Source organism: Acidovorax sp. GW823-FHT05D11 (assembly GCF_058795695.1).
This window is the reverse complement of record NZ_CM179502.1, coordinates 4,175,748-4,196,983: the sequence shown is the minus strand read 5'-3', so window position 1 is coordinate 4,196,983 and position 21,236 is coordinate 4,175,748. Positions and strand designations below refer to the sequence as shown.

The window sequence follows — 21,236 nt, the reverse complement described above, 5'->3', positions numbered from 1 at the left end:
GAAGAATGGGGCCCCCAGTCCTCCAACCCGAAAGCACCGGAACATGACACTGCGCACTCCCCTCCCGGGCAGCGTTGCGAATCCATGCGGTATCCGCCGATACCGCTGTGGGTTTCGCCGCGCCCAGGGCGCGAAGGCGCTCCGTTCATGGCCTCGCTCCGCGTGCGGGCTGCAGTACCAGAACCCCCCATGCAGCCCATGCCCGCTCTGAGGTTTCGCCTTCGCCGCCGCGCCGCGGTGCTGCTGTGCGCGGCATGCGCGGCGCTGGGCGGCCTGCCCCAGGCCATGAGCCAGACGGCCGCGCCCCCGGCGACGGCCGCCGCAGCGCCCTACAAGTTGCGCATCGTGGGCGGCCTGGCGGGCATCAACCAGTACACCCGCCAGGAGGAGCCGTTCTGGACGAAGGAGCTGCTGCGCATGAGCGGCGGACGGTTCGACGCCGAGATCGTGCCCTTTGACCGGGCCGGCGTGCCCGGCGCCGAGATGCTGCGCCTGCTGCAGCTGGGCGTGGTGCCTTTCGGCACGACGCTCATGAGCTCATTCACGGCCCAGTACCCCGAGTACACCGCGCCCGACCTGGCCGGCCTCAATCCCGACATCGCCACGCTCAAGTCCACGCTGGCGGCATTCCGGCCCTACCTGGAGAAGGTCCTGCGCGACCAGCATGGCGTGGAGGCCCTGGCGGTGTACGTGTACCCCGCCCAGGTGGTGTTCTGCAAGAAGCCGCTGCGCGCGCTGGCCGACCTGGCGGGGCGCCGCACCCGGGTGTCCTCCTCCACGCAGGCCGATTTCGTCGGGGCGCTGGGCGGCGTGCCGGTGCTCACCGGTTTCGCGCAGATCGTGCCCAGCCTCACCGCGGGCAACACGGAATGCGCGATCACCGGCACCATGTCGGGCAACACCCTGGGCCTGCCCGCGATCACCTCGCACATGCATGCGCTGCCCGTGACCTGGGGGCTGGCCATCTTCGGCGCCAACCAGGCCGCCTGGGAGGCGCTGCCGCCCGACCTGCGTGCGCTGCTGCGGCGCGAGCTGCCCAGGCTGGAGGCCGCCATCTGGGAAGAGTCCGAGCGCGAGACCTCCGATGGCATGGCCTGCAACCGTGGCGCCCCTGCCTGCGTGGGGGGCCGCAAGGGCAGCATGGTGGTGGTGCCGGTGTCGTCGCAGGACGAGCGCAACCGGCACGAGATCCTCGCCTCCACCGTGCTGCCGCGCTGGGTGCAGCGCTGCGGGGTGCGTTGCGCCCAGGTGTGGAACCAGACGATCGGCCCCGTCCGCGGCTTGGCGGCGGCCCCCGCGAAATGAGTGAGTCCAACACCCCGCTGCGGATCAAGGCCTTCGTATGGGCCGGGGCGGCGGTGTTCATGGCGGCGGTGGTGCTGGTCTCCGCCGCGCTGGCATGGAACGCCCGCAAGGTGGCGCTGGACGACAACGAAGCCCAGGCCACGCGCTTCGTGGCGGGCGCCGAGGCGGCGCTCAACCGGTCCCTGCTAGCGGTGGATGTGCTGCTGGCCAGCATGGATGAACTGCTCGGGCTGTCCGGCGCCATGCGCGACTGGATCGATCCCGAGCTGGCCAGCCAGCGGCTGCGCAGCTCGGCGCGGCAGAACCTGATGGTGCGCTACGTGGCCCTGCTGGACGCCAACGGCAAGTCGATGGCGTCCTCCGACGCCGCCGGCAGCGCGCTGCCCGTGCAGTTGCCGCCCGGTTTCCTGGCGACGGTGCTGGAGCAGCCCGTCTCCACCCTCATGATCAGCCCGCCGGTGGTGAGCTTCGCCACGTCCGAGCGCGTGCTGTACTTCGCTCGCCACCTGCGCATGGCCGACAGCGCCCGCGTGGTCGCGGTGGCGGAGGTGCCCGTCGGCGCGCTCAGTTCGGTGCTGGTGCAGGGGGTGGACATCAGCGGCCTGCAGGTCACGCTGGAGCGCGCGGGAGGGCTGCTGCTGCTGAGCGTGCCCAACCGCGAGGAATCCATCACGCCCACGCTCAGTCCGCCGCTCCACGAACTCGCGGAAAAGGGCCAGGAATGGAAGGCGCCGGCCCGCCTCAGCGGGGAGCCCGCGCTGGTGGTCTACCGGCCCATCCTGTACCAGGACCTGCGCATTTCCGCGAGCATCCCGCTGCGCGATGCGCTGGCGGGCTGGCGCGAGCAGCGCAACGCCATCGCGCTCACGGGGCTGCTGTTCGTCGCCATGATCGCAGCGGCCGGCAATCTGGCGCTGCGCTACCTGGACCGCATCTCCCAGGCGCGCATCGCGATCGCGCAGTCCAAGGCCACGCTGGACCAGGCGCTGGAGTCGATGGTGAGCGGCTTCTTGCTGCTCGACGGCGAGTACCGCGTGGTGCAGTGGAACAGCCGGTTCGAGGAGATATTTCCGTGGCTGCGCAGCGTGATCGCGCCGACGGTGCCGTTCCGGCGCGTGATGGAGGAAACCTCCCGCCACCACCTGCCGCGCGCCAGCGAGGACGAGCGCATGCGCTGGGTGGAGCTGCGCCTGCTCAAGCAAAAGCAGCACCAGGAGCCCCATGAACAGGTGCTGCCCAATGGCCGCACGATCCAGATCACCGAACGGCCCACGCCCGAAGGGGGGCTGGTCATCACGTACCACGATGTGACCGCCCTGCGCCGGGCCAGTGCCGAGATCGAAAGCCTGGCCTTCTACGACCCGCTCACCAACCTGCCCAACCGCCGGCTGCTCATGGACCGCATGCAGCAGGTCATCGCGGCCAGCCTGCGCAGCGGGCAGTACGGCGCGCTGCTCTTCCTGGACCTCGACCACTTCAAGACCCTGAACGACACCCTGGGCCACGAAGTGGGCGACCTGCTGCTGCGCCAGGTCGCCGAGCGGCTCAAGACCTGTGTGCGGCGGGAGGACACCGTGGCGCGCCTGGGCGGGGACGAGTTCGTCGTCATGCTGCACGAGCTGTCGCAGCACAGCGAGGAGGCGGCTGCCCATGCCCGGCGCGTGGGCGAAAAAATCCTGCGCACGCTCAACGCGCCGTACTCGCTGGGGGGGCACACCCACCACAGCACGCCCAGCATCGGCGCCACGCTGATGGGAGGGGCGCTGCAGCCCTCGGTCGATCTGCTCAAGCAGGCCGACATCGCCATGTACCAGGTCAAGTCGCAGGGGCGCAACGCGCTGTGCTTCTTCGATCCGCAGATGCAGATCGCCATCAGCGTGCGCGCCCAGCTCGAAGGGGACCTGCAGGCGGCGCTGACGGCGCGGCAGTTCGTGCTGCACTACCAGCCCCAGTTCCACCTGGATGGCCGCATCGTGGGCGCCGAGGCGCTCATCCGCTGGATCCATCCCGACCGCGGGCTGATCGCCCCGGGCGATTTCATTGGCGTGGCGGAAGAAAGCGAACTCATCGTGCCGATGGGCCACTGGGTGCTGCGCACCGCCTGCGAGCAGCTGGCGGCGTGGCAGAACGATGCCCGCTACCGGCACGTGCAGCTGTCGGTCAACGTGAGCGCCCGCCAGTTCCGCCAGCGCGATTTCGTGGCCCGCGTCGTCGAGGTGCTGCGGGAAACCGGCGCGCGGCCCCACCTGCTCAAGCTGGAACTCACCGAGTCGCTGGTGCTGGACAACGTGGACGACACCGTCGCCAAGATGGGCCTGCTCAAGACCAAGGGCGTGCGCTTCTCCGTGGACGATTTCGGCACGGGCTACTCGTCGCTCGCCTACCTCACGCGCCTGCCTCTGGACCAGCTCAAGATCGACCAGTCCTTCGTGCACAACCTGGGCGTGCGGCACACCGACGACGTGATCGTGCAGACCATCATCGGCATGGCCCGCAACCTGGAGCTCGACGTGATCGCCGAAGGCGTGGAAACCCCGGCGCAGAAGACCTTGCTGGCGGACTATGGCTGCCAGCTCTTCCAGGGCTACCTGCTCGGGATGCCCGGGCCCGTGGCCGACCTGGAAGTCCTGCTGCAGAACGCCACCCAGGCCGCCCAGGCCGCCACCACGCCCCCGGCCGCCGGCGGCGCGGCGGACTGAGCCGCCAGTCGCCGGCCGCATGGTGTTCCTTCCGTTCGCTCTTTCCATTGTGCTGATGGCGAGGTCCGATATGCACCCTTCTCCGCACACCCGCCCCGCCGCCAGCGCCACGGCGCGCGGGCGCCTGGCTGCATGGGCCACCCTGGCATGTGCCGCAGCCGCTGCTTGCACCCTGGCCGCCGCCGAGCCCGTCGCCGTCCAGACCCCCAGCGGGACGCTGCGGCTGCAGGCGCCGGCGGGCTACACCGCGCTCACCGACGAGGAGCTGCAGACCAAGTTCGGCCGGCACGGGCGCAGGCCGCTGGCCGCCTGGGGCAACGCCCGGCGCAGCAGCACCGTGGCCGTGACCTGGTCGCGCATGGCGCAAAAACCGCTCACGCCCGATGCCTTGCCCGCGTTCATGTCCGCCATGGAAACAACCTTGCCCAGGCTCACCCCGGGCCTGGTGATGCGCGACGCCTCGCTGGTCACCATTGGCGGGCGTGCCTGGGTGCGCATGGACAGCACCGCGCCGGCCGCCGATACCGACGTCCGCAACCTCATGTACCTCACGGACCTGAACGGCCACATGGTGGGCGTGAACTACAACGCCACCGTGGCGGACTTCCCGGTGCAAGAACCGGGTTTTGGGTCCTCTGCCGGCACCTTGCGGGTGCAGGAGTAGAGCCGCCGCAGCGGCGCTATCGGCGAGAGGACACCACGATCCCGCCCACGATCAGCGCGAACGCGATGCCATGAAAGAGCTGGGGCGTCTCCCCCAGGAACGCGGCCGACAGGATGCCGGCGAACAGGGGCGTCAGGTTCACGAAGAAGCCCGCCACGGCGGGCCCGGCGCGCTGCACGCCCACGCCCCAGAAGCGGTAGGCCAGCACCGCGGGCCCCACCGCGATGAATGCCAGCGCGGCCGCCAGCGGCCAGCCCCATGCGACGTGCGAGCGGCCCGAGGCCCATTCCGCCCCGGCGAAACTGCCCGACCATGCGAGCCCGAACACCATCTGCGCCATCAGGAACGCTGCCCAGTCGCCGCGGATGCGGGTGGGCTCGGTGGTGCGCGACAGCAGCCAGCTGTAGAACGCCCATGAAATCGTGGCAAGGAGCATGAACAGGTCGCCCGGCACGAGCCGGAAGGCCATCAGCTGCGCCCATTCGCCACGGCTGAGCACGAGCAGCACGCCGCAGATCGACAGCAGCGCCCCCAGCAGCTGCCGCCGCGTGACGCCCGCGCCGAAGAACAGCGCGCCCACGCCCAGCATCCACACCGGCATGCTGGAGCCCACCAGGGTCACGTTGATGGGCGTGGAGGTCTGCAGGGCCATGTACTGGAACGCGTTGTACAGCCCTATGCCCAGCAGCCCCAGCAGCGCGTAGCGGCGCCAGTGCGGCCACAGCGGGCTGTCCTTGCGCAGCACACCGTGCGCGAGGGGCAGCAGGATGCCGAAGGCCAGCACCCAGCGGATGAAATTGAGGGTGAGGGGCGGGATCAGATCGTGCACCAGCCGCCCCACCACGGCATTGCCGGCCCAGAGCATCGGCGGTACCACCAGCAACGCCGCCGTGCCGGGCGTGAGTTTTTGTGTCATGGGGCTGGACTGTAACGGCGCGCGTGCCGCCCCGCTGCGCGCGGCCACAAGGCCCCAGGGCGGCGCGGCCGTCCACACGCCCACCCGCCATCGCCCAGGGCCTTCTCCTCGCGGCGTGGCGGTGCCCGCCGGCAAGTAGCCCGGCCTGCGGCAGGCTCGCGGGATTCGTGGCAGGATGGCCGCCGTTTGTCTCACCGTTACAGGAGCGTTAGCCATGAGCCTTGCCGTCCAGATCCGCCAGCACGGTGGTCCCGAAGAACTCCACATCGTTGACGTCGCCGTGGGCGAGCCCGGCCCCGGCGAGATCCGCATCCGCCACCACGCCATCGGCCTGAATTTCATCGACGTGTACCACCGCACGGGCCTGTACCCGCTCGGCATGCCCGCGGGCATCGGCATGGAGGCCGCCGGTGTGGTCGAGGCCGTGGGCGAAGGTGTCACGCACCTGAAGGTGGGCGACCGCGCGGCCTACGCGAGCCAGCCGCCCGGCAGCTACTGCGAGCAGCGCGTGATGCCCGCCAGGTGCGTGTGCCGGCTGCCCGATGCGATCAGCTTCGAAACCGGCGCGGCCATGATGCTCAAGGGCCTGACCGCGCAGTACCTGCTCAAGAAGACGCTGCCCGTGCAAGGCCTGCAGGCCGGCGACCACGTGCTGTTCCACGCCGCCGCCGGCGGGGTGGGACTGATCGCCACGCAGTGGGCCAGGGCGCTCGGGCTCTCCCTCATCGCCACGGCGGGCTCGGACGCCAAGTGCCAGCTCGCGCTGGCCAATGGCGCGGCCCATGCGATCAACTACAACACCGAGGACTTCGCGGCCCGCGTGAAAGGGATCACCGCCGGCCAGGGCGTGAAGGTGGTGTACGACTCGGTGGGCAAGGACACGTGGGACAAGTCCCTCGACTGCCTGCGCCCCTTTGGCCTCATGGCCAGCTTTGGGAATGCATCGGGCCCCGTGCCGCCGTTCGCTCCGGGCGCGCTGGGCGCCAAGGGCTCGCTGTACGTCACGCGCCAGACACTGTTCACCCACATCGCCACGCGCGAGAGCACGCAGGCCATGGCGGACGATCTGTTCAGCGTGGTGGCCAGCGGGCAGGTCGTGATTCACATCGACCAGCGCTACCCGCTCGCGCAGGTGCAGCAGGCGCACCGCGACCTCGAGGCGCGCAAGACCACCGGCTCCACCATCCTCACGCTGTGAGCGCGGCGCACGGCAGCACGCCGTTCGGGCACTGGCTGGCGGGCGCCCGGCAGGCCGCGCGGCAGCCCGCCGCCCAGTCCCGCCAAGCCTTGCTGGCGGCCGGGCAGGTGGTGGGCTCGGTGGCCGAAGGGTTCTTGGAGCAGATTGGTGCCTCGCGCGCCATCGACAAGCGCTACGAGCTATCAAAAACAGAGCATCAGGGGGCACCCGCCTGGCACCTGCAATCGCCCCCGGGAGGGGCCACCGAGGCGCTCAACGCCCTGGCGGCGGTGCTGCGGGGCGCCGGCCGGTGCGGCCCCTGGCGCAATGAGCAACTGGCCGTGTGCAATCCGCAGGGCGACGTGGTGGCCACCGTGGAGCGCGGCGCCGTGCGCGTGCTGGGCATCGCCACGCGGGCCGTGCACCTGGTGGGGCTGGCCCCGGACGGCCGCATGTGGGTGCAAAAGCGGGCGCTGACCAAGCCCAACAACCCGGGCCTGTGGGATACGCTGATGGGCGGCATGGTGGCGGCCGCCGACACCCTGCCGCAGGCGCTGGCGCGCGAGACCTGGGAGGAGGCCGGGCTGCGCATCGAAGCCCTGGCAGGCGTGGCGCACGGCGGCCACGTGCTGTTCAGCCGGCCCAGCCGCGAGGGCGGGGGCGTGGGCTTCATGGTGGAGCGCATCGACTGGTTCCGCGCCCAGGTGCCCGACGGCCTGGAGCCCTGCAACCAGGACGGGGAGGTCGAGCGGTTCGATCTGCTTTCCCTCGACAGCCTGCGCGAACAGGTGGCGCAAGGGGCGTTCACCCTGGAAGCCGGACTGGTGATCGCGGGCTTTCTGGGCGCCTGACGCGGCGGCCCTTGCGGCCGCTGCCCCCTGCGCCAGGGCGGCGGGCCGCCGTGGGCGCAAGCCGCCGCCTCAGGCCTGGTCCACCATGGCCCTCAGGCGGCTGGGCGCCAGCGCGCCCGCCGACTCCAGGATCGGGTAGGCCACCGAGCACAGCAGCGAGTTGATGCGCTTGAGCTCGCTGATCAGGTCGATGTGCAGCGAGCTGGTCTCGATGCTTTGCACCGTGTTGTCGGACAGGCGCGCCAGGTGGGTGGCCGAATACGCGTGCTCCAGGTCGCGGAAGCGGGCCTTCTCCTCCAGCAGCTTCTGCGCATCGCGCACGCTGCCGTTGAGGAACACGCTCATCGCCAGGCGCAGGTTGTCGATCAGGCGCGCGTGCAGCTCGTTGATCTCTTCCATGCCGGCCTCGGAGAACTGGCGGCCCTTCTTGATCTTCTTGTCCTCGATGTCGATCAGCACGCGCTCGATGATGTCGCCGATCTGCTCCATGTTGATCGTGAAGCTGATGATGTCGGCCCAGCGGCGGCCCTCGCGCTCATCCAGCGCCTCGCGCGAGATCTTGGTCATGTAGTACTTGATGGCCGAGTACAGGCCGTCCACCTCGTCGTCGAGCTTGCGCAGGTCTTGCGCGAGCTTGAGGTCGTCCGTGCGGATCACCTTGTGCAGGCCCAGCAGCATGGACTCGACCACGTCGGCCTGGTGCAGGGCCTCGCGCGCGGCGCAGGAGATGGCCAGCGAGGGCGTGGCCAGGGCGGAAGGGTCCAGGTGCTGGGGGCGCGTGCCCGCCGCGGCCTGGGTCTTCTCCTGCGGCAGCAGGCGCTGCACCGCGCGGGCCACCGTGCCGGTCAGGCCGATGCAGATGATGCCCACCACCATGTTGAACGCCAGATGGAACAGCACCACCAGCGTCGCGATTTCCGGCACGTAGGGCCGCACGTGCTGCAGCCACAGCCCCGTGAGCGGCGTCATGATGACCACGCCGATGATCTTGAAGATCAGGTTGCCCAGCGGCACCTGCCGCGTCTGCACGTCGGCCTTGAGCGTGGTCAGCACCGCCAGCACGCCGCTGCCCAGGTTGGCGCCCAGCACCAGGCCCAGCGCCACGTCGGGCGGGATGCCGCCCGAGCCCGCCAGGGCCGCGGTGAGCAGCACCGTGGCCAGGCTGGAATAGGCCACGATGGCGAGCACCGAGCCCGTGAAAATCTCGAGCAGCAGGTCGCTGGTGAGCGCGGAGAGCAGCGTGCGCACGGTGGGCGACTGGGTCAGCACGGTGGTGGACTCGGTGATCAGGCGCAGCGCCAGCAGCATCAGGCCCAGGCCGATCAGCACCCGGCCCACGCGGCCGGCCGCCGTGTCCTTGCGCGAGATGAACAGCACCACCCCCGCGAAGATGAACAGCGGCGAGAGCCAGGACAGGTCCATGGAGAACACCACGGCCATCACGCTGGTGCCCACGTCGGCGCCCAGCATCACGGCCAGCGCGGCGGGCAGGCCCACCAGGCCCTGGCCCACGAAGGACGACACGATCAGCGCCGTGGCGGTGCTCGACTGCACCACGGCGGTCACCCCGATGCCCGACAGCACGGCCGTGAACCGGTTGCTGACGCTGTGCGCGATCAGCTGGCGCAGGTTGGCGCCGAATACGCGCAGGATGCCGGTGCGCACCAGGTGGGTGCCCCAGATCAGCAGCGACACCGCTGCCAGGAGATTCAAGAGATGCTTCATGGAAAACCGTTGTTTCTTCTTCTTGTGACGTGCGCAAACGCGGCGCCTGGCCCACGGCGGACGCAGGGCACATCATGCGCCCCTGGCCAGGGTGGCGTGTTCACTTTTGTGCCCGGAGGCCAGGGCAGACGGGTCTGCGGTGCCGGGCGGCGCGGCTTCCGGGGCGGGGCGGGCGCGGGCAAGGCACCCCTCCGTCATTTGTCACAAAACTGACATATAAGCATACTCCCGATTCCATAGCATGGATAGCAGTCCGGGTTTTGCCGGGCGGGGCACGGCGTGTGGCGCCTGCCGCACGGGCACTACACAGGTGGGGCAGGCCCCTGCCGGTGAATCCGCTCCCCGCCTTTCGCCTGGCAAAAGGCCCGCGCGCGGCGGGCCTGGGTGCAGGGGGCGGGGGTGTTGCTTCAACGCGCGCGCCGCGCTCTGAGCAGCTCGTCCAGGATCAGGCAGGCGGCCCCCACGCTGATGGCCGTGTCCGCCAGGTTGAAGGCCGGGAAATGGCCGCCGTGGAAGATCCCGGCGAGGAAATTCCAGTGGAAATCCAGGAAGTCCACGACGTAGCCGTGCATCAGCCGGTCCACCACGTTGCCCACCGCGCCCCCCAGGATGCTGGACAGCGCGAAGCTGAACAGCTTCTGGCCCGGGTGCGCGCGCAGTTGCCACACGATGAAGATCGTGGCGGCCACGCCGATGCCGGTGAACAGCCAGCGCTGCCATCCGCCCGCATCGCGCAGGAAGGAGAACGCCGCGCCGGTGTTGTGCGCCCGCACGATGTTGAAGAAGCTGGTGATGAACGTGGCATCGCCCAGCTGGTAGTTCTGGATGATCCAGGTCTTGGTGATCTGGTCGGCCACCAGAAGCACCACGGCCCAGGCCAGCCAGGGCCACATGCCCGCGCCGGAGCGCCCCGCCAGTGCCGCGCCGCGCGCCATCACGCGTGCGCCCGGCTTTCGCCGTCCCCGTAGAGGTTGCTGGTGCAGCGGCCGCAGATGGTGGGGTGCGCGGCATCCTGCCCCACGTCGGGGCGGTAGTGCCAGCAGCGCTCGCATTTGGCATCGGAACTGGGCTTGACGCTGATCTGCAGTGCGCTGCCAGCTACCAATTCAATAGCAGAGGTGATGAAGATGAACTTCAGGTCGTCGCCCAGGCTGGCCAGCAGCGCATGGTCTTCGGGCGCGGCCGTGAGGGTGACCACGGCCTGCAGCGAAGAGCCCACCTGGCCGGCGGCGCGCAGCGCCTCGATCTCCTTGTTCACCGCATCGCGGATCTCGCGCAGGCGCCCCCACTTGGCCAGCAGGCCCTCGTCGGCCCCGGCGATGGAGCCATAGGTTTCCACGAAGATGGAGTCGGACTGGCCGAACACCTTCCAGGCCTCTTCGGCCGTGAAGGACAGAAACGGCGCCATCCAGCGCAGCATGGCATGCGTGATCTGGTAGAGCGCGGTCTGCGCGCTGCGGCGCGCCAGGCTTTTGGGCGCGGTGGTGTACAGGCGGTCCTTGAGCACGTCCAGGTAGAACCCGCCCAGGTCTTCCGAGCAGTACAGCTGCAGCTTGGCGACCACGGGGTGGAACTCATACACCTTGTAGTGCGCCAGCACGCCCGCCTGGAATTCGGCCGCGCGGGTGAGCGCGTAACGGTCGATCTCCAGCATCTGGTCGAACGGCACGGTGTCCTTGGCCGGGTCGAAGTCGCTCACGTTGGCCAGCAGGAAGCGCAGCGTGTTGCGGATGCGGCGGTAGGCATCCACCACGCGGGCCAGGATCTTTTCGTCCCCCGCGATGTCGCCCGAATAGTCGCTGGCGGCCACCCACAGGCGGATGATCTCGGCGCCCAGCTTCTTGTTGATCTCCTGCGGATCGATGCCGTTGCCCAGCGACTTGCTCATCTTGCGGCCCTGGCTGTCCACGGTGAAGCCGTGGGTCAGCAGGCCCCGGTAGGGCGCGCGGCCTTCCAGCGCCGATGCCAAGAGCAGGGAGCTGTGGAACCAGCCGCGGTGCTGGTCGTGGCCTTCCAGGTACAGGTCGGCCTCGGGGCCCGTGTCGTGGTGCACGTCGGGGTGCGTGCCGCGCAGCACATGGCTGAACGTGGAGCCCGAGTCGAACCACACCTCCAGGATGTCGGTGCTCTTGGTGTAGCAGGCCGCGTCCTCGGCGCCCAGGATTTCCTCGGGCGTCACGCGGCTCCAGGCCTCGATGCCGCCCTTTTCCACGATGTCGGCCGCCTGGTCCATGATTTCCATGGTGCGCGGGTGCAGTTCGCCCGAATCCTTGTGCAGGAAGAACGGGATGGGCACACCCCAGCTGCGCTGGCGCGAGATGCACCAGTCGGGCCGCCCGGCGATCATGTCGTGCAGGCGGGTCTTGCCGTTCTCGGGGTAGAAGCTGGTGTGCTCGATGGCGTCCAGCGCGATCTGGCGCAGCGTCTTGGCGGGCTTCATGCCGGGCTGGGTGAAGACGCCTTCGCCTTCGTCCATGCGGATGAACCATTGCGCGGCCGCGCGGTAGATCACCGGCGTCTTGTGGCGCCAGCAGTGCGGGTAGCTGTGCGTGATCTCCTTGGTGGCCATCAGGCGGCCGGCATCGCGCAGTGCTTCGATGATGACGGGCACGGCCTTCCAGATGTGCTGGCCGCCGAACAGCGGGAAGTCCGGCGCATAGGTACCGTTGCCCTGCACGGGGTTCAGGATGTCGTCCAGCGCCAGGCCGTGGGACACGCAGGAGTTGAAATCCTCCAGCCCGTAGGCGGGCGAGGAATGCACGATACCGGTGCCGTCGTCGGCCGTGGCGTAGTCGGCCAGGTACACGGGGGACAGGCGCTGGTAGCCTTGGCTGCCGTCTTCGCTCTTCACGTCGTACAGCGGGTGCTCGAACTCCAGCCCACCCAGGTTCTTGCCCAGGGTGGTGGCCAGCACGCTGCCCGTGAGGCCATAGCGCTCCAGGCACGAGGCCACCAGCGGCTCGGCCACCAGCAGGATGCGTTCGCCGGTGTCCACCAGCGCATAGCTGATCTCGGGGTTCAGGTTCAGCGCCTGGTTGGCGGGGATGGTCCAAGAGGTGGTGGTCCAGATCACCACGAAGGCGTCCTTCGCCAGCGCGGGCAGGCCGAAGGCGGCCGCCAGCCTGGCGGGCTCGTGCGCCTTGAACGCCACGTCCAGCGTGGTGCTCTTCTTGTCCTGGTATTCGATCTCGAACTCGGCCAGCGACGAACCGCAGTCAAAACACCAGTACACGGGCTTGAGGCCCCGGTACACGAAACCACGCTCCATCACACGCTTGAACGCGCGGATTTCGCCCGCCTCGTTGGCGGGGTTCATGGTCTTGTAGGGGTTGTCCCATTCGCCCAGCACACCCAGGCGCTTGAAGTCCACCATCTGCTGCGCGATCTGCTCGGTGGCAAACGCACGGCTCTTGGCCTGCATGTCGTCGCGGCTCAGGTTGCGGCCGTGTTTCTTCTCGATGGCGTTCTCGATCGGCAGGCCGTGGCAGTCCCAGCCGGGCACGTACAGCGCGTCGAAGCCCTCGAGCTGGCGCGCCTTGGTGATCATGTCCTTGAGAATCTTGTTGACCGCGTGGCCCATGTGGATCTGGCCGTTGGCGTAGGGCGGGCCGTCGTGCAGGATGAACTTGGGCGCGCCGCAGCGTGCGTCGCGCAGGCGCTTGTACAGGCCCTTGTCTTCCCATTCCTTCACCCAGCCCGGCTCGCGCTTGGGCAGGTCGCCGCGCATGGGGAAGGGGGTGTCGGGCAGGTTCAGGGTGCTGCGGTAGTCCGTGGCGGTGGATTCGGTGGTACTGGCGTTGTCGGACATGAGGGAGCCTTAAAACGGGGCATTCCGGGGCAGGCCCGGAGAAAACGGGAAAAGAGGAGGCGTGAAGAGGTGTCGGGCCTGCCGGGCAGGCGCTGCGCAGGCAGCCCCCTCAAATTCGGTCGCGCGTGGTCTGGCGCCGGGTCTCGGTGTGATTGGGTGCCTGGGCCGACGCGAAGTAGGCGCGCGCATCCGCACAGTCCTTGGCGATGCCCGCCGTCAGGGCAGCCAGACCGTCGTACTTGAGCTCGTCGTGCAGTTTGTGCAGCAGTTCCACGCGCACGATTTTACCGTACGCCCCTTCGGCCCCCAGCTCGGCGGGCCATTGCAGGCAATGTGTCTCCAGCAGCACCCGCCCGCCGTTGACGTCGTCGGGGTCGAGCGACGGGCGCACGCCCAGGTTGGCCACGCCCTGCAGCGGAGCATCGCCCTCGCGCCCCAGGCCGTGCACCAGCACGGCGAAGATGCCGCTGGCGGCGGGCTTCCAGTGGGCAAAGCGCAGGTTCAGCGTGCGAAAGCCGTCGCCCGCGCCCTCGGCCGTGGCGCCCAGCTCGCGCCCGAGCTTGCGGCCATGCACCACATGGCCCGAGATGGTGTAGGGCCGTCCCAGCAGGCGCGCGGCCGCGTCCATGTCACCCTGGGCCAGCGCTTGCCGCACGGCGGAGCTGGAGACGCGCAAACCGTGCACCTCGTAGCTGTTCATGCGCGCCACGTCAAAGCCCCGGGCCTGGCCGGCCGCGTCCAGCATGGCGTAGTCGCCCGCGCGCTGGCGCCCGAACCGGAAGTCATCGCCCACCAGCACGTAGCGGGCGCCCAGCCCCTGCACCAGCACCTCGTCGATGAAGGCCTCGGGCGACTGCGCGGCCAGCGCCGCGTCGAAGGGCAGCACCACCGTCTGCTGCACGCCGCAGCGCGCCAGCTCCGTGAGCTTGTCGCGCAGCGTGCCGACGCGCGCGGGCGCCAGCTCGGGCTTGTGCAGCGCCCCGGCGAAATAGTCGCGCGGATGGGGCTCGAAGGTCAGCACGCAGCTGTCCACTTGCCGGTGGGCGGCCTCGCTGTTGAGCAGGGCGAGCATGGCCTGGTGGCCCCGGTGCACGCCATCGAAATTGCCGATGGTCAGCGCGCACGAGCGGGCGATGCCAGGATGGTGGAATCCGCGAAAGATCTTCATCGGTTTGTTATCTTTTTGATAGCAGCATGCGCAGGTGCATCAAGCGCAAGACGCCAATTTGTCATGAAAACGGAGTATATTGTGACCCACGGACGGCCCGGTACGGGGCTGCCCGCGAGACATCAGCGTTCCGAATCCTTGTGTACTTACCGTTCCAGGAGGCGTGTTTTGAAGGTCTTGAAGCTGTCGGCCCAAGGGCTGCCCCAATCGTGGATTTCGCTCGAGCAGGCGGTGATTCATTACGCCGCCGGTGAGGTGCGCTGGGAATCCGGCGGCCAGATCGCCCGGTTCCGCGGCGGGCACAACGCCGTGACGGGTGAACAGTCGGTGATTGCCGTCAACAGCATCATCGGCACCAAGGGCGTGCCCACGATCAACCCGTTCGACCTCAAGCCCGGCCTGACCAACAGCAAGCTCTTCATCCGCGACCGCAATGTGTGCGCCTACTGCGGCGGGCGTTTCCACGAAGACAACCTCACGCGCGAGCACATCGTGCCCTTCGCGCGCAACGGGCAGGATCACTGGATGAACGTGGTCACGGCCTGCCGTCCCTGCAACCACCGCAAGGGGCCGCGCACCCCCGAACAGGCGCATATGCCACTGCTGTACGCGCCCTACGTGCCCAGCCTGTGGGAGGACTTCATCCTGCGCAACCGGCGGATCCTGGCCGACCAGATGGAGTTCCTGATGGCGCACGTGCCCAAGTCCTCGCGCCTGCTGGCCTGAGAACCAGCTCCAGGTCTTTGCGGGGGCCACCCGGGCGCGGCTCGCCTGCGGGGGTCAGGTTGCCCAGGATGATTCGCCCCGGGCCCGGACCTGCCGCTGGTGGTGTGCGCTGCCGGAGGCCATGGGCTGTGTGGCCAGGGTCAGCGTGAAGCAGGTCCCCTCGCCCAGCCGCGATTCCACGGTGATGTCGCCCCCGTGCAGCCGTGCGATGCGGCGGGTCACCCACAGGCCCAGGCCGAAACCCTTGCTTTGGTCGGTGCGGTCTCCGCGTTCGAAGCGCTGGAAGATGCGGTTCATGACCTCCAGCGACATGCCCGAGCCTTCGTCCGCCACGGAAATCTCCAGCAGCCCGGATTCGCCCTTGCGCGCCGCAATGAAGATTTCCCCTGCGGATGCGTACTTCACCGCGTTGTCCACGAGGTTGGACAGCGCGATGCGCACCAGTGTCCCGTCGCAGACCCACTCCGGCGGAGCGAGGTCGGTGAAGAGGCGAAGGTGGTGGCGCGGAGACCAGTGGACCAGCTGCGCCGCATGCTCCAGAAGGTCGGCCGTGTTGACCGGCGACGCCTGGAGAGAGAAACCCGCCGTGTCCATCCGTTCGCTGATCAGGCAGCTGTCCACCAGCGAGGCGAGGCGCCGGCAGGCGCGCCGTATCTGCGCTGCCCGGTCCTTCTGCACGTTGATATCCGCGGAGGGGAAGGCCTGCTGTTCCGCGGCAGCGCTGTCCACCACCGCGAGCGGGGTCCGGAACTCGTGGCTGATCATGTGGAAGAACTGCCGCTGCTCCAGCCGCAGGGCGCGTTCGTTTTCCAGGGCCTGGCCCAGGGCGTCCTGCGCCTGCGACAGCTCCGCCGTGCGCTGTCCGATGCGCTCTTCGAGCGACTGCTCGGACTGGGCCAGCCGTTCGATGGCCAGGTCCTTGGTGCGCTGGATGTCGCGGTAGCGCAGGACCATGCCCACGAAGACGGCGCACGCGATCATCGCGGTAAAGAGGATCACCTCCCATTGCCACAGTGCCGTCGCGTCGATGTTCCAGTGCAGCGCGCCGGTCATGATGATGGCGATGGGCACTCCGGCCATCGCGTGCAGGCCATAGGCCGAGAGCAGCAGCGCGTGCAGGGCCCGCCGCTCGCGCGTGCGCAGGGCGAGCACGCACAGGACGATGGCGATCACGTCGCTGGCCAGCAGGGACAGCAGGTTGACCCATGCCACGGACCCGTAGAAGCCCAGCGGAACGCTGGCCATGCCCGCCAGGTTCAGGGCGGCGAGCGCCATCAGCCACCTGCCGGTGCGGCGATGGCGGCCGGTGTTCGCCAGCTGCTCCCTGATCTGCCAGGCCAGCGTGGCCGCCAGGGCAAATGCACCGATCCCGACCGAATGGCTGGCCCACAGCGTCCATGGCGCAGGAACCCAGAGGCTGGAGTAGCCGCGCACGTTGAAGATGTGGATCACGCTGACGGAGCCCAGAACCGCGAGGGCAAAGAGCGCGCGGGTGCGAAAGATGGCCGCCGCGGCCCAGATGCCCAGCAGCAAGGCCGCCACGGCGCCAAAGTGCAGGCCCATGCCGCGTTCCGCATCCGCCAGGCTGGCGCCCAGCGCCTGCGCGCCGAGCACGCTGCCCTGGAACTGCATGGCGCTGCTGGTCTGGATGCGGATGAGCGCCATGGCACCGGGTGCCAGGCGAAACAGGTGCTGGCGGACGCCGGCTTTCCGGGGGGCCGGCACATGGTCGCCGCTCTCCTGCGCCGACCAGTCCCCCGTGGCGCTGCGCTGGTAGAGCGTGACCGTGTCGAGATAGGTGGGCTGCGCCAGCAGCCACAGTGCCCCGGGTTCGGCATCCGGGGGCAGGGACGGCACCTGGAAACGCAGCCACACCGGATGGCCGAGGTAGCCCGCATTCAACGAATGGTGCAGCCGCGACGACCCTTCGCCGACGGGTGCCGCGGCCGCATCGCCCGGCCCCATCCGGCCGAGCGGATCGTCGATCCGGTCCATGGGGATGTCCCATCCCAGCTGGAAGCGGAAATCCGGCGGCAGCTCGCCCGCGCGCGCCAGCACGCAGGAGAAAAACAGGAGAAGGCACGCGGCAAGCGCCCTGGCGTGCCAGGGCACCGCCGTGCGGCGCCTGGGGCTTGTGAGTATTCGTGAGTATTCGTGCATGGCTCGGTGCAAAAGGCACTGACACAATAGTACGTATCAAACTGTTTCGCACCCCAATTGACCGTCTCAATGTCCGCTGAACCCACCATCGCAGTCGTCGAAGACGACGAGGACATCCGCAGCAATGTATGCAGATATCTGGCGCGCTCGGGCCTGCAGTCCTGGGGGGCCGAGTCGGCGGAGGATTTCTACGTGCGCCTGCTGCGCGCGCGCGCCGATCTCGTGGTCGTGGATATCGGCCTGCCTGGCGAGGATGGGCTGAGCCTGCTCACCCGCCTGGCGGCGCAAGGGGTGCCCACCGTGCTGATGACGGCGCGCGCAGACCTGGACAGCCGGATCGAAGGGCTGGAGGCTGGCGCGCTGCAGTATTTCGTCAAGCCCGTCGACATGCAGGAGCTGGTGGCCGGCATCCGTTCGCAGCTGCGCAACAAGCGGCTGCAGGGCGGCGGGGATGCGCTGGCGGCGGTGCCGTGGCAACTGGACACCGTGGGCGGCGCACTGCGGGCCCCCAACCAGCAGGTCGTCTCGCTGACCACGCGGGAGCTGGAGCTGCTGTCCTGCCTGCTGGAGAACCCCGGCGTGGTCGTGAGCAAGCAGGCGCTCGCGCAGGCCGTGGGCGGACGCAATCTCGACGATGACTTTCACCGCATCGAATCGGCACTGACCCGGCTGCGCCGCAAGACGCTGGACGACACTGGCCTGGCCCTGCCGGTCAGGGCGGTCTTTGGAAAAGGGCTCGTGTTCGCACCATGAGCTGACCACCCTGGCGCAAGCCCGCTGACCGGGTGCCCCGAGCCTCGGTCCACCACCACCCCACCCATTTCATGGTTGCGCATGCCGTCCCGGCAGGGCGCAGCCTGGGCCGAACTCGGCCCGCAGGTTTCGACGACAGAGATCTGATTCAAGAGGAGACGGCAAATTGACCACTGAGATTTTCCTGGGCGGGCTGCGCGGCAGCATGTCCCGCTTCCTGCGCCGCCTGGCGCTGCTGTGGCTGGGGGGGCTCGCCCTGCTCGCCGCCGCAGGCTCCGCGCACGCGGCGTTCGTGAATGGCGGCTTCGAGAGCGACCTGGACAGCTGGAACATCCGGCACCTGCGTGTGCCCGGTGCCGGCATTGCGCTGGCCAACTTCCCGCCCGGCTCGGAGAGTGATCTGGGGCTGACGCCCAACACCACCTCCACGCCCGCGCCGACCGATGCCGTGGGCAATGACTCCGACATCAACGTCAGTGGGCAAGTGCGTTTCCCGCTCTATGGGGCCAAGAGCGCGCGCATCAACTACCTGGGCGCCCAGAACCGCGCCGCCGCCATCGACCAGACGGCCGTGATGACGCTGGCCGACGTGGACCCGGCGGACGGCAAGGCGCACGTGCGTTTCGCCATCGCCCCGGTGCTGCAGAACCCCGGACACTCCGGGCACGAGCAGCCCTACTTCTTTGTCGAGGTGTACAACGTCACCAAGAACAAGCAGCTGTTCTACACGTTCAACTTTTCGGGCCAGTCCGGCGTGCCCTGGCAGACCGTGGGGGGCTTCCAGTACACCAACTGGCAGACCATCGATATCGCGCCCGGAGAGGGCGTGCTGGATGTGGGCGATCAGGTCAAGGTCACCGTGATCGCGGCGGGCTGCAGCCAGAGCGGGCACTCGGGCCACATCTACGTGGATTCGGGGGCCGGCCTGACCAACCTGCCGGGCCCCGGCATCAAGGCCGATGCGCCGGAGTACGCGGCTGCCAACGGCAGCGTGGACTACACCTATTCGTACTCGAACCAGGGTGACGTACCCCTCACGAGCACCGTGGTGACCATCGTGTCCCCGCAAGACAACACGCCGGGAACACCCAGGAATCTGCGCATCGATCCGGGCTCCGTGCCCGCCGCGTGCACGACCAGTGTGTCCGGCACCGCGGGCAACGAGATCGATAGCATCTCCTGCCCCCTGGGAACCCTGAACCCGGGCAGCAGCGGCACGCTCCAGCTGTCGTTCGTGGCGCCGGCGCTCACCACCGGCCCCATCAACCACGGCAACTATTCCATCGTGGGCGATGCGATATCGCCGTTGCTCGGGCCGCTGGTCCAGAGCCAGATCACCACGGACCCCCTGGTCGACCTGAGCGTGGCACTGTCCGACGGACAGAACGCCGTGATCTGGGGGCAGGCCCTCACCTACGCCATGACGGTGACCAACCTCGGCCCGACCGCGGTGCCGGCTGGCGCCATGGTCCAGGAACTGGCCCCGGCATCGCTGACCGGCATCGCATGGACCTGCGCGGCATCGGGCGGGGCCGTGTGCCCGCTGGCCTCGGGCACGGGGCCCGTGAGCCAGACCCTGCCGGACCCGGTGCCGGTGGGTGGAACGCTCACCTACACCATCGCGGCCCAGGCCGACCCGTCCGCCAGCGGCGCAGGCACGATCCGGCACACGGCCACGGTGACGGCACCGGCTGGCGTGCGGGACCGTGAAAGCTCCAACAACACGGCCACCGACTCCGATCCCGTGGGGGCGGGGCTGTTCAACCTGCAGGTTCACACGATCGGCACGGGCACGGTCACTTCGGTGCCCTTGGGCATCTCCTGCGGAGCCAGCTGCGCCTCCGACCAGCCTGGCGGCGCCGAGGTCATCCTCTACGCCACGGCGCCGGCCGGCTCCATCTTCACGGGCTGGAGCGGCGGCGGCTGCTCGGGCGCGGCCACCAGCTGCACCGTGTCCATGGATGCTTCCAAGACCGTGACCGCGAGCTTCACCATCCCCCTGGATGTGACGCCCGTGGTGGGCGCCAACGGCTCCGTGACCCCTGCCGTGACGCAGCCTGTCGCACCGGGCGGCACCACCTCGTTCATGGTCATGCCGAATGCGGGCTACGCACCGGTCATCACCGACAACTGCGCCGCCGGCGGCGCACAGACTGGCGGCGCGCTGGTGGGCAGCACCTACACGACCAACGCGATTGCCCAAAACTGCGTGGTCAACTTCAGCTTCGTGAACTCCGGCGTGGCCACGGTCACGCCGTCGGTGGGCACCGGCGGCGCCATCACGCCGAATGCGCCGAAGACGGTGCTGAACGGGGGCTCCGTGTCCTACGTGGTGACGCCGACCACCGGCTACACCAGCGCCCCGCCCACGGGCTCCTGCCCCGCAGGCACCTGGTCCGGCACCACCTACACCATTGCCCCGGTGCCTGCCGACTGCACGGTGAACTTCGGTTTCCTGGCGCCCGTGGCGGTGACGGCTTCCGTGGCATCCGGAAGCGGCAGCGTCACGCCTGCGTCGCAATCGGTGGCAGTGGGGGGCACGGCCGTCGTCACGCTCACGCCGGGCGCCGGCCAGCGCGCCACCCTGGCGGCAGGCAGCACCTGCACGGGCGGCAGCTTCAATGCCGACAGCACGGTGTTCACCGTCCCGGGCGTGGCGGCAGCCTGTTCCGTGTCGTTCGCCTTCGTTCCGAACCCGGTGGTGACGGCCTCCGTGCTTTCTGGCAGCGGTACCGTCAGTCCCGGTGCGCAGTCCGTGCCACCCGGCGCCAGCGCGGTGGTCACGCTGTCTCCTGCCGCGGGTTTGCATGCGACGCTGCATGGCTCCAGCACCTGCACGGGCGGCAGCTTCAATGCCGACAGCACGGTGTACACCGTCCCCGGCGTGGCGGCCAACTGCTCCGCGGTATTTGCCTTCGTGCCGAACCCGGTGGTGGCGGCCTCCGTCCTTTCCGGCGGCGGAACCGTCAGCCCTGCGACGCAGTCCGTCATGCCGGGGGCGAACGCGGTGATCGTGCTGTCGCCTGCCAAGGGCATGCGCGCTGCATGGGATGCCTCCAGCACCTGCGGTGGCGGCAGCTTCAACGCGAACTTCACCACCTACACCATTCCGTCCGTGGCGGCGGACTGCGCGGCCGTGTTCCGGTTCGCACCCGCCCCGGTGGACGCCAATGCCATTCCCACGCTGTCGGAGTGGGGCATGGTCCTCCTGTCGGCCCTGCTCGCCGCCATGGTGTGGATGCACCGCCGCCGGCTGGGCCGCTGATGCGCTGACAGATAGACAG

At 69.0% G+C, this 21,236-nt stretch carries 14 protein-coding genes; 8 read left to right on the top strand and 6 right to left on the bottom strand.

The genetic code is table 11. The features are described from left to right. The first annotated feature begins 198 nt into the window (after window positions 1-198). From AC3RCE_RS19300 to AC3RCE_RS19290, 3 genes are all read left to right on the top strand, one after another. The gene (locus tag AC3RCE_RS19300) at window positions 199-1,305 is read left to right on the top strand and encodes a TRAP transporter substrate-binding protein (RefSeq protein WP_492253716.1); all 1,107 of its coding nucleotides are present in this window, start codon (window positions 199-201) and stop codon (window positions 1,303-1,305) included. After that, window positions 1,302-4,004, top strand: a complete 2,703-nt coding sequence (locus AC3RCE_RS19295; protein WP_492253715.1) for a bifunctional diguanylate cyclase/phosphodiesterase — start codon at window positions 1,302-1,304, stop codon at window positions 4,002-4,004. Before AC3RCE_RS19300 ends, AC3RCE_RS19295 begins: the two co-directional genes overlap by 4 nt. A 70-nt stretch (window positions 4,005-4,074) precedes the next feature. Further along, window positions 4,075-4,668: a hypothetical protein gene (locus AC3RCE_RS19290; protein WP_492253714.1), complete on the top strand. Its 594-nt coding sequence runs from the start codon at window positions 4,075-4,077 to the stop codon at window positions 4,666-4,668. Between the two features lie 16 nt (window positions 4,669-4,684). On the opposite strand, the gene AC3RCE_RS19285 is transcribed toward AC3RCE_RS19290, so the two are convergent. Then, the gene (locus AC3RCE_RS19285; protein WP_218295753.1) at window positions 4,685-5,584 is read right to left on the bottom strand and encodes a DMT family transporter; all 900 of its coding nucleotides are present in this window, start codon (window positions 5,582-5,584) and stop codon (window positions 4,685-4,687) included. Between the two features lie 214 nt (window positions 5,585-5,798). Here AC3RCE_RS19285 and AC3RCE_RS19280 point away from each other — a divergent pair, with 214 nt between their 5' ends. After that, the gene (locus tag AC3RCE_RS19280; protein WP_218340003.1) at window positions 5,799-6,782 is read left to right on the top strand and encodes a quinone oxidoreductase family protein; all 984 of its coding nucleotides are present in this window, start codon (window positions 5,799-5,801) and stop codon (window positions 6,780-6,782) included. Next, on the top strand, window positions 6,779-7,612 hold the full coding sequence (locus AC3RCE_RS19275) for an NUDIX hydrolase (protein WP_369643101.1): 834 nt from the start codon (window positions 6,779-6,781) through the stop codon (window positions 7,610-7,612). Before AC3RCE_RS19280 ends, AC3RCE_RS19275 begins: the two co-directional genes overlap by 4 nt. Before the next feature lie 69 nt (window positions 7,613-7,681). Here AC3RCE_RS19275 and AC3RCE_RS19270 read toward each other — a convergent pair whose 3' ends face one another. The 4 genes from AC3RCE_RS19270 to AC3RCE_RS19255 all read right to left on the bottom strand — a co-directional run bounded on the left by AC3RCE_RS19270 (window position 7,682) and on the right by AC3RCE_RS19255 (window position 14,313). Next, the gene (locus AC3RCE_RS19270; RefSeq protein ID WP_218295750.1) at window positions 7,682-9,337 is read right to left on the bottom strand and encodes a Na/Pi cotransporter family protein; all 1,656 of its coding nucleotides are present in this window, start codon (window positions 9,335-9,337) and stop codon (window positions 7,682-7,684) included. A 407-nt stretch (window positions 9,338-9,744) separates the two neighbouring features. After that, window positions 9,745-10,272 (bottom strand): signal peptidase II, encoded by a 528-nt coding sequence (gene lspA, locus AC3RCE_RS19265; protein WP_218295834.1) that lies wholly within the window; start codon window positions 10,270-10,272, stop codon window positions 9,745-9,747. Continuing rightward, window positions 10,272-13,145 carry an isoleucine--tRNA ligase gene (gene ileS / locus AC3RCE_RS19260; RefSeq protein WP_492253713.1) on the bottom strand — a complete coding sequence of 958 codons (2,874 nt, stop codon included), beginning with the start codon at window positions 13,143-13,145 and terminating at the stop codon, window positions 10,272-10,274. The genes lspA and ileS overlap by 1 nt, the downstream gene beginning before the upstream one ends. A gap of 109 nt (window positions 13,146-13,254) precedes the next feature. Beyond that, entirely contained in the window at window positions 13,255-14,313 is a 1,059-nt protein-coding gene (locus AC3RCE_RS19255; protein WP_369643099.1) for a bifunctional riboflavin kinase/FAD synthetase, read from the bottom strand. A gap of 168 nt (window positions 14,314-14,481) precedes the next feature. Here AC3RCE_RS19255 and AC3RCE_RS19250 point away from each other — a divergent pair, with 168 nt between their 5' ends. After that, window positions 14,482-15,039 (top strand): HNH endonuclease, encoded by a 558-nt coding sequence (locus tag AC3RCE_RS19250; protein WP_369643098.1) that lies wholly within the window; start codon window positions 14,482-14,484, stop codon window positions 15,037-15,039. Between the two features lie 54 nt (window positions 15,040-15,093). Here the strand turns inward: AC3RCE_RS19250 and AC3RCE_RS19245 are convergent, their stop codons facing one another. After that, on the bottom strand, window positions 15,094-17,097 hold the full coding sequence (locus AC3RCE_RS19245; RefSeq protein WP_492253712.1) for a sensor histidine kinase: 2,004 nt from the start codon (window positions 17,095-17,097) through the stop codon (window positions 15,094-15,096). Between the two features lie 171 nt (window positions 17,098-17,268). On the opposite strand from AC3RCE_RS19245, the gene AC3RCE_RS19240 reads away from it, so the two are divergent. Continuing rightward, the gene (locus tag AC3RCE_RS19240; protein WP_492253711.1) at window positions 17,269-17,952 is read left to right on the top strand and encodes a response regulator transcription factor; all 684 of its coding nucleotides are present in this window, start codon (window positions 17,269-17,271) and stop codon (window positions 17,950-17,952) included. A 166-nt stretch (window positions 17,953-18,118) separates the two neighbouring features. Continuing rightward, window positions 18,119-21,217 carry an IPTL-CTERM sorting domain-containing protein gene (locus AC3RCE_RS19235; RefSeq protein ID WP_492253710.1) on the top strand — a complete coding sequence of 1,033 codons (3,099 nt, stop codon included), beginning with the start codon at window positions 18,119-18,121 and terminating at the stop codon, window positions 21,215-21,217. Window positions 21,218-21,236 lie beyond the last annotated feature (19 nt).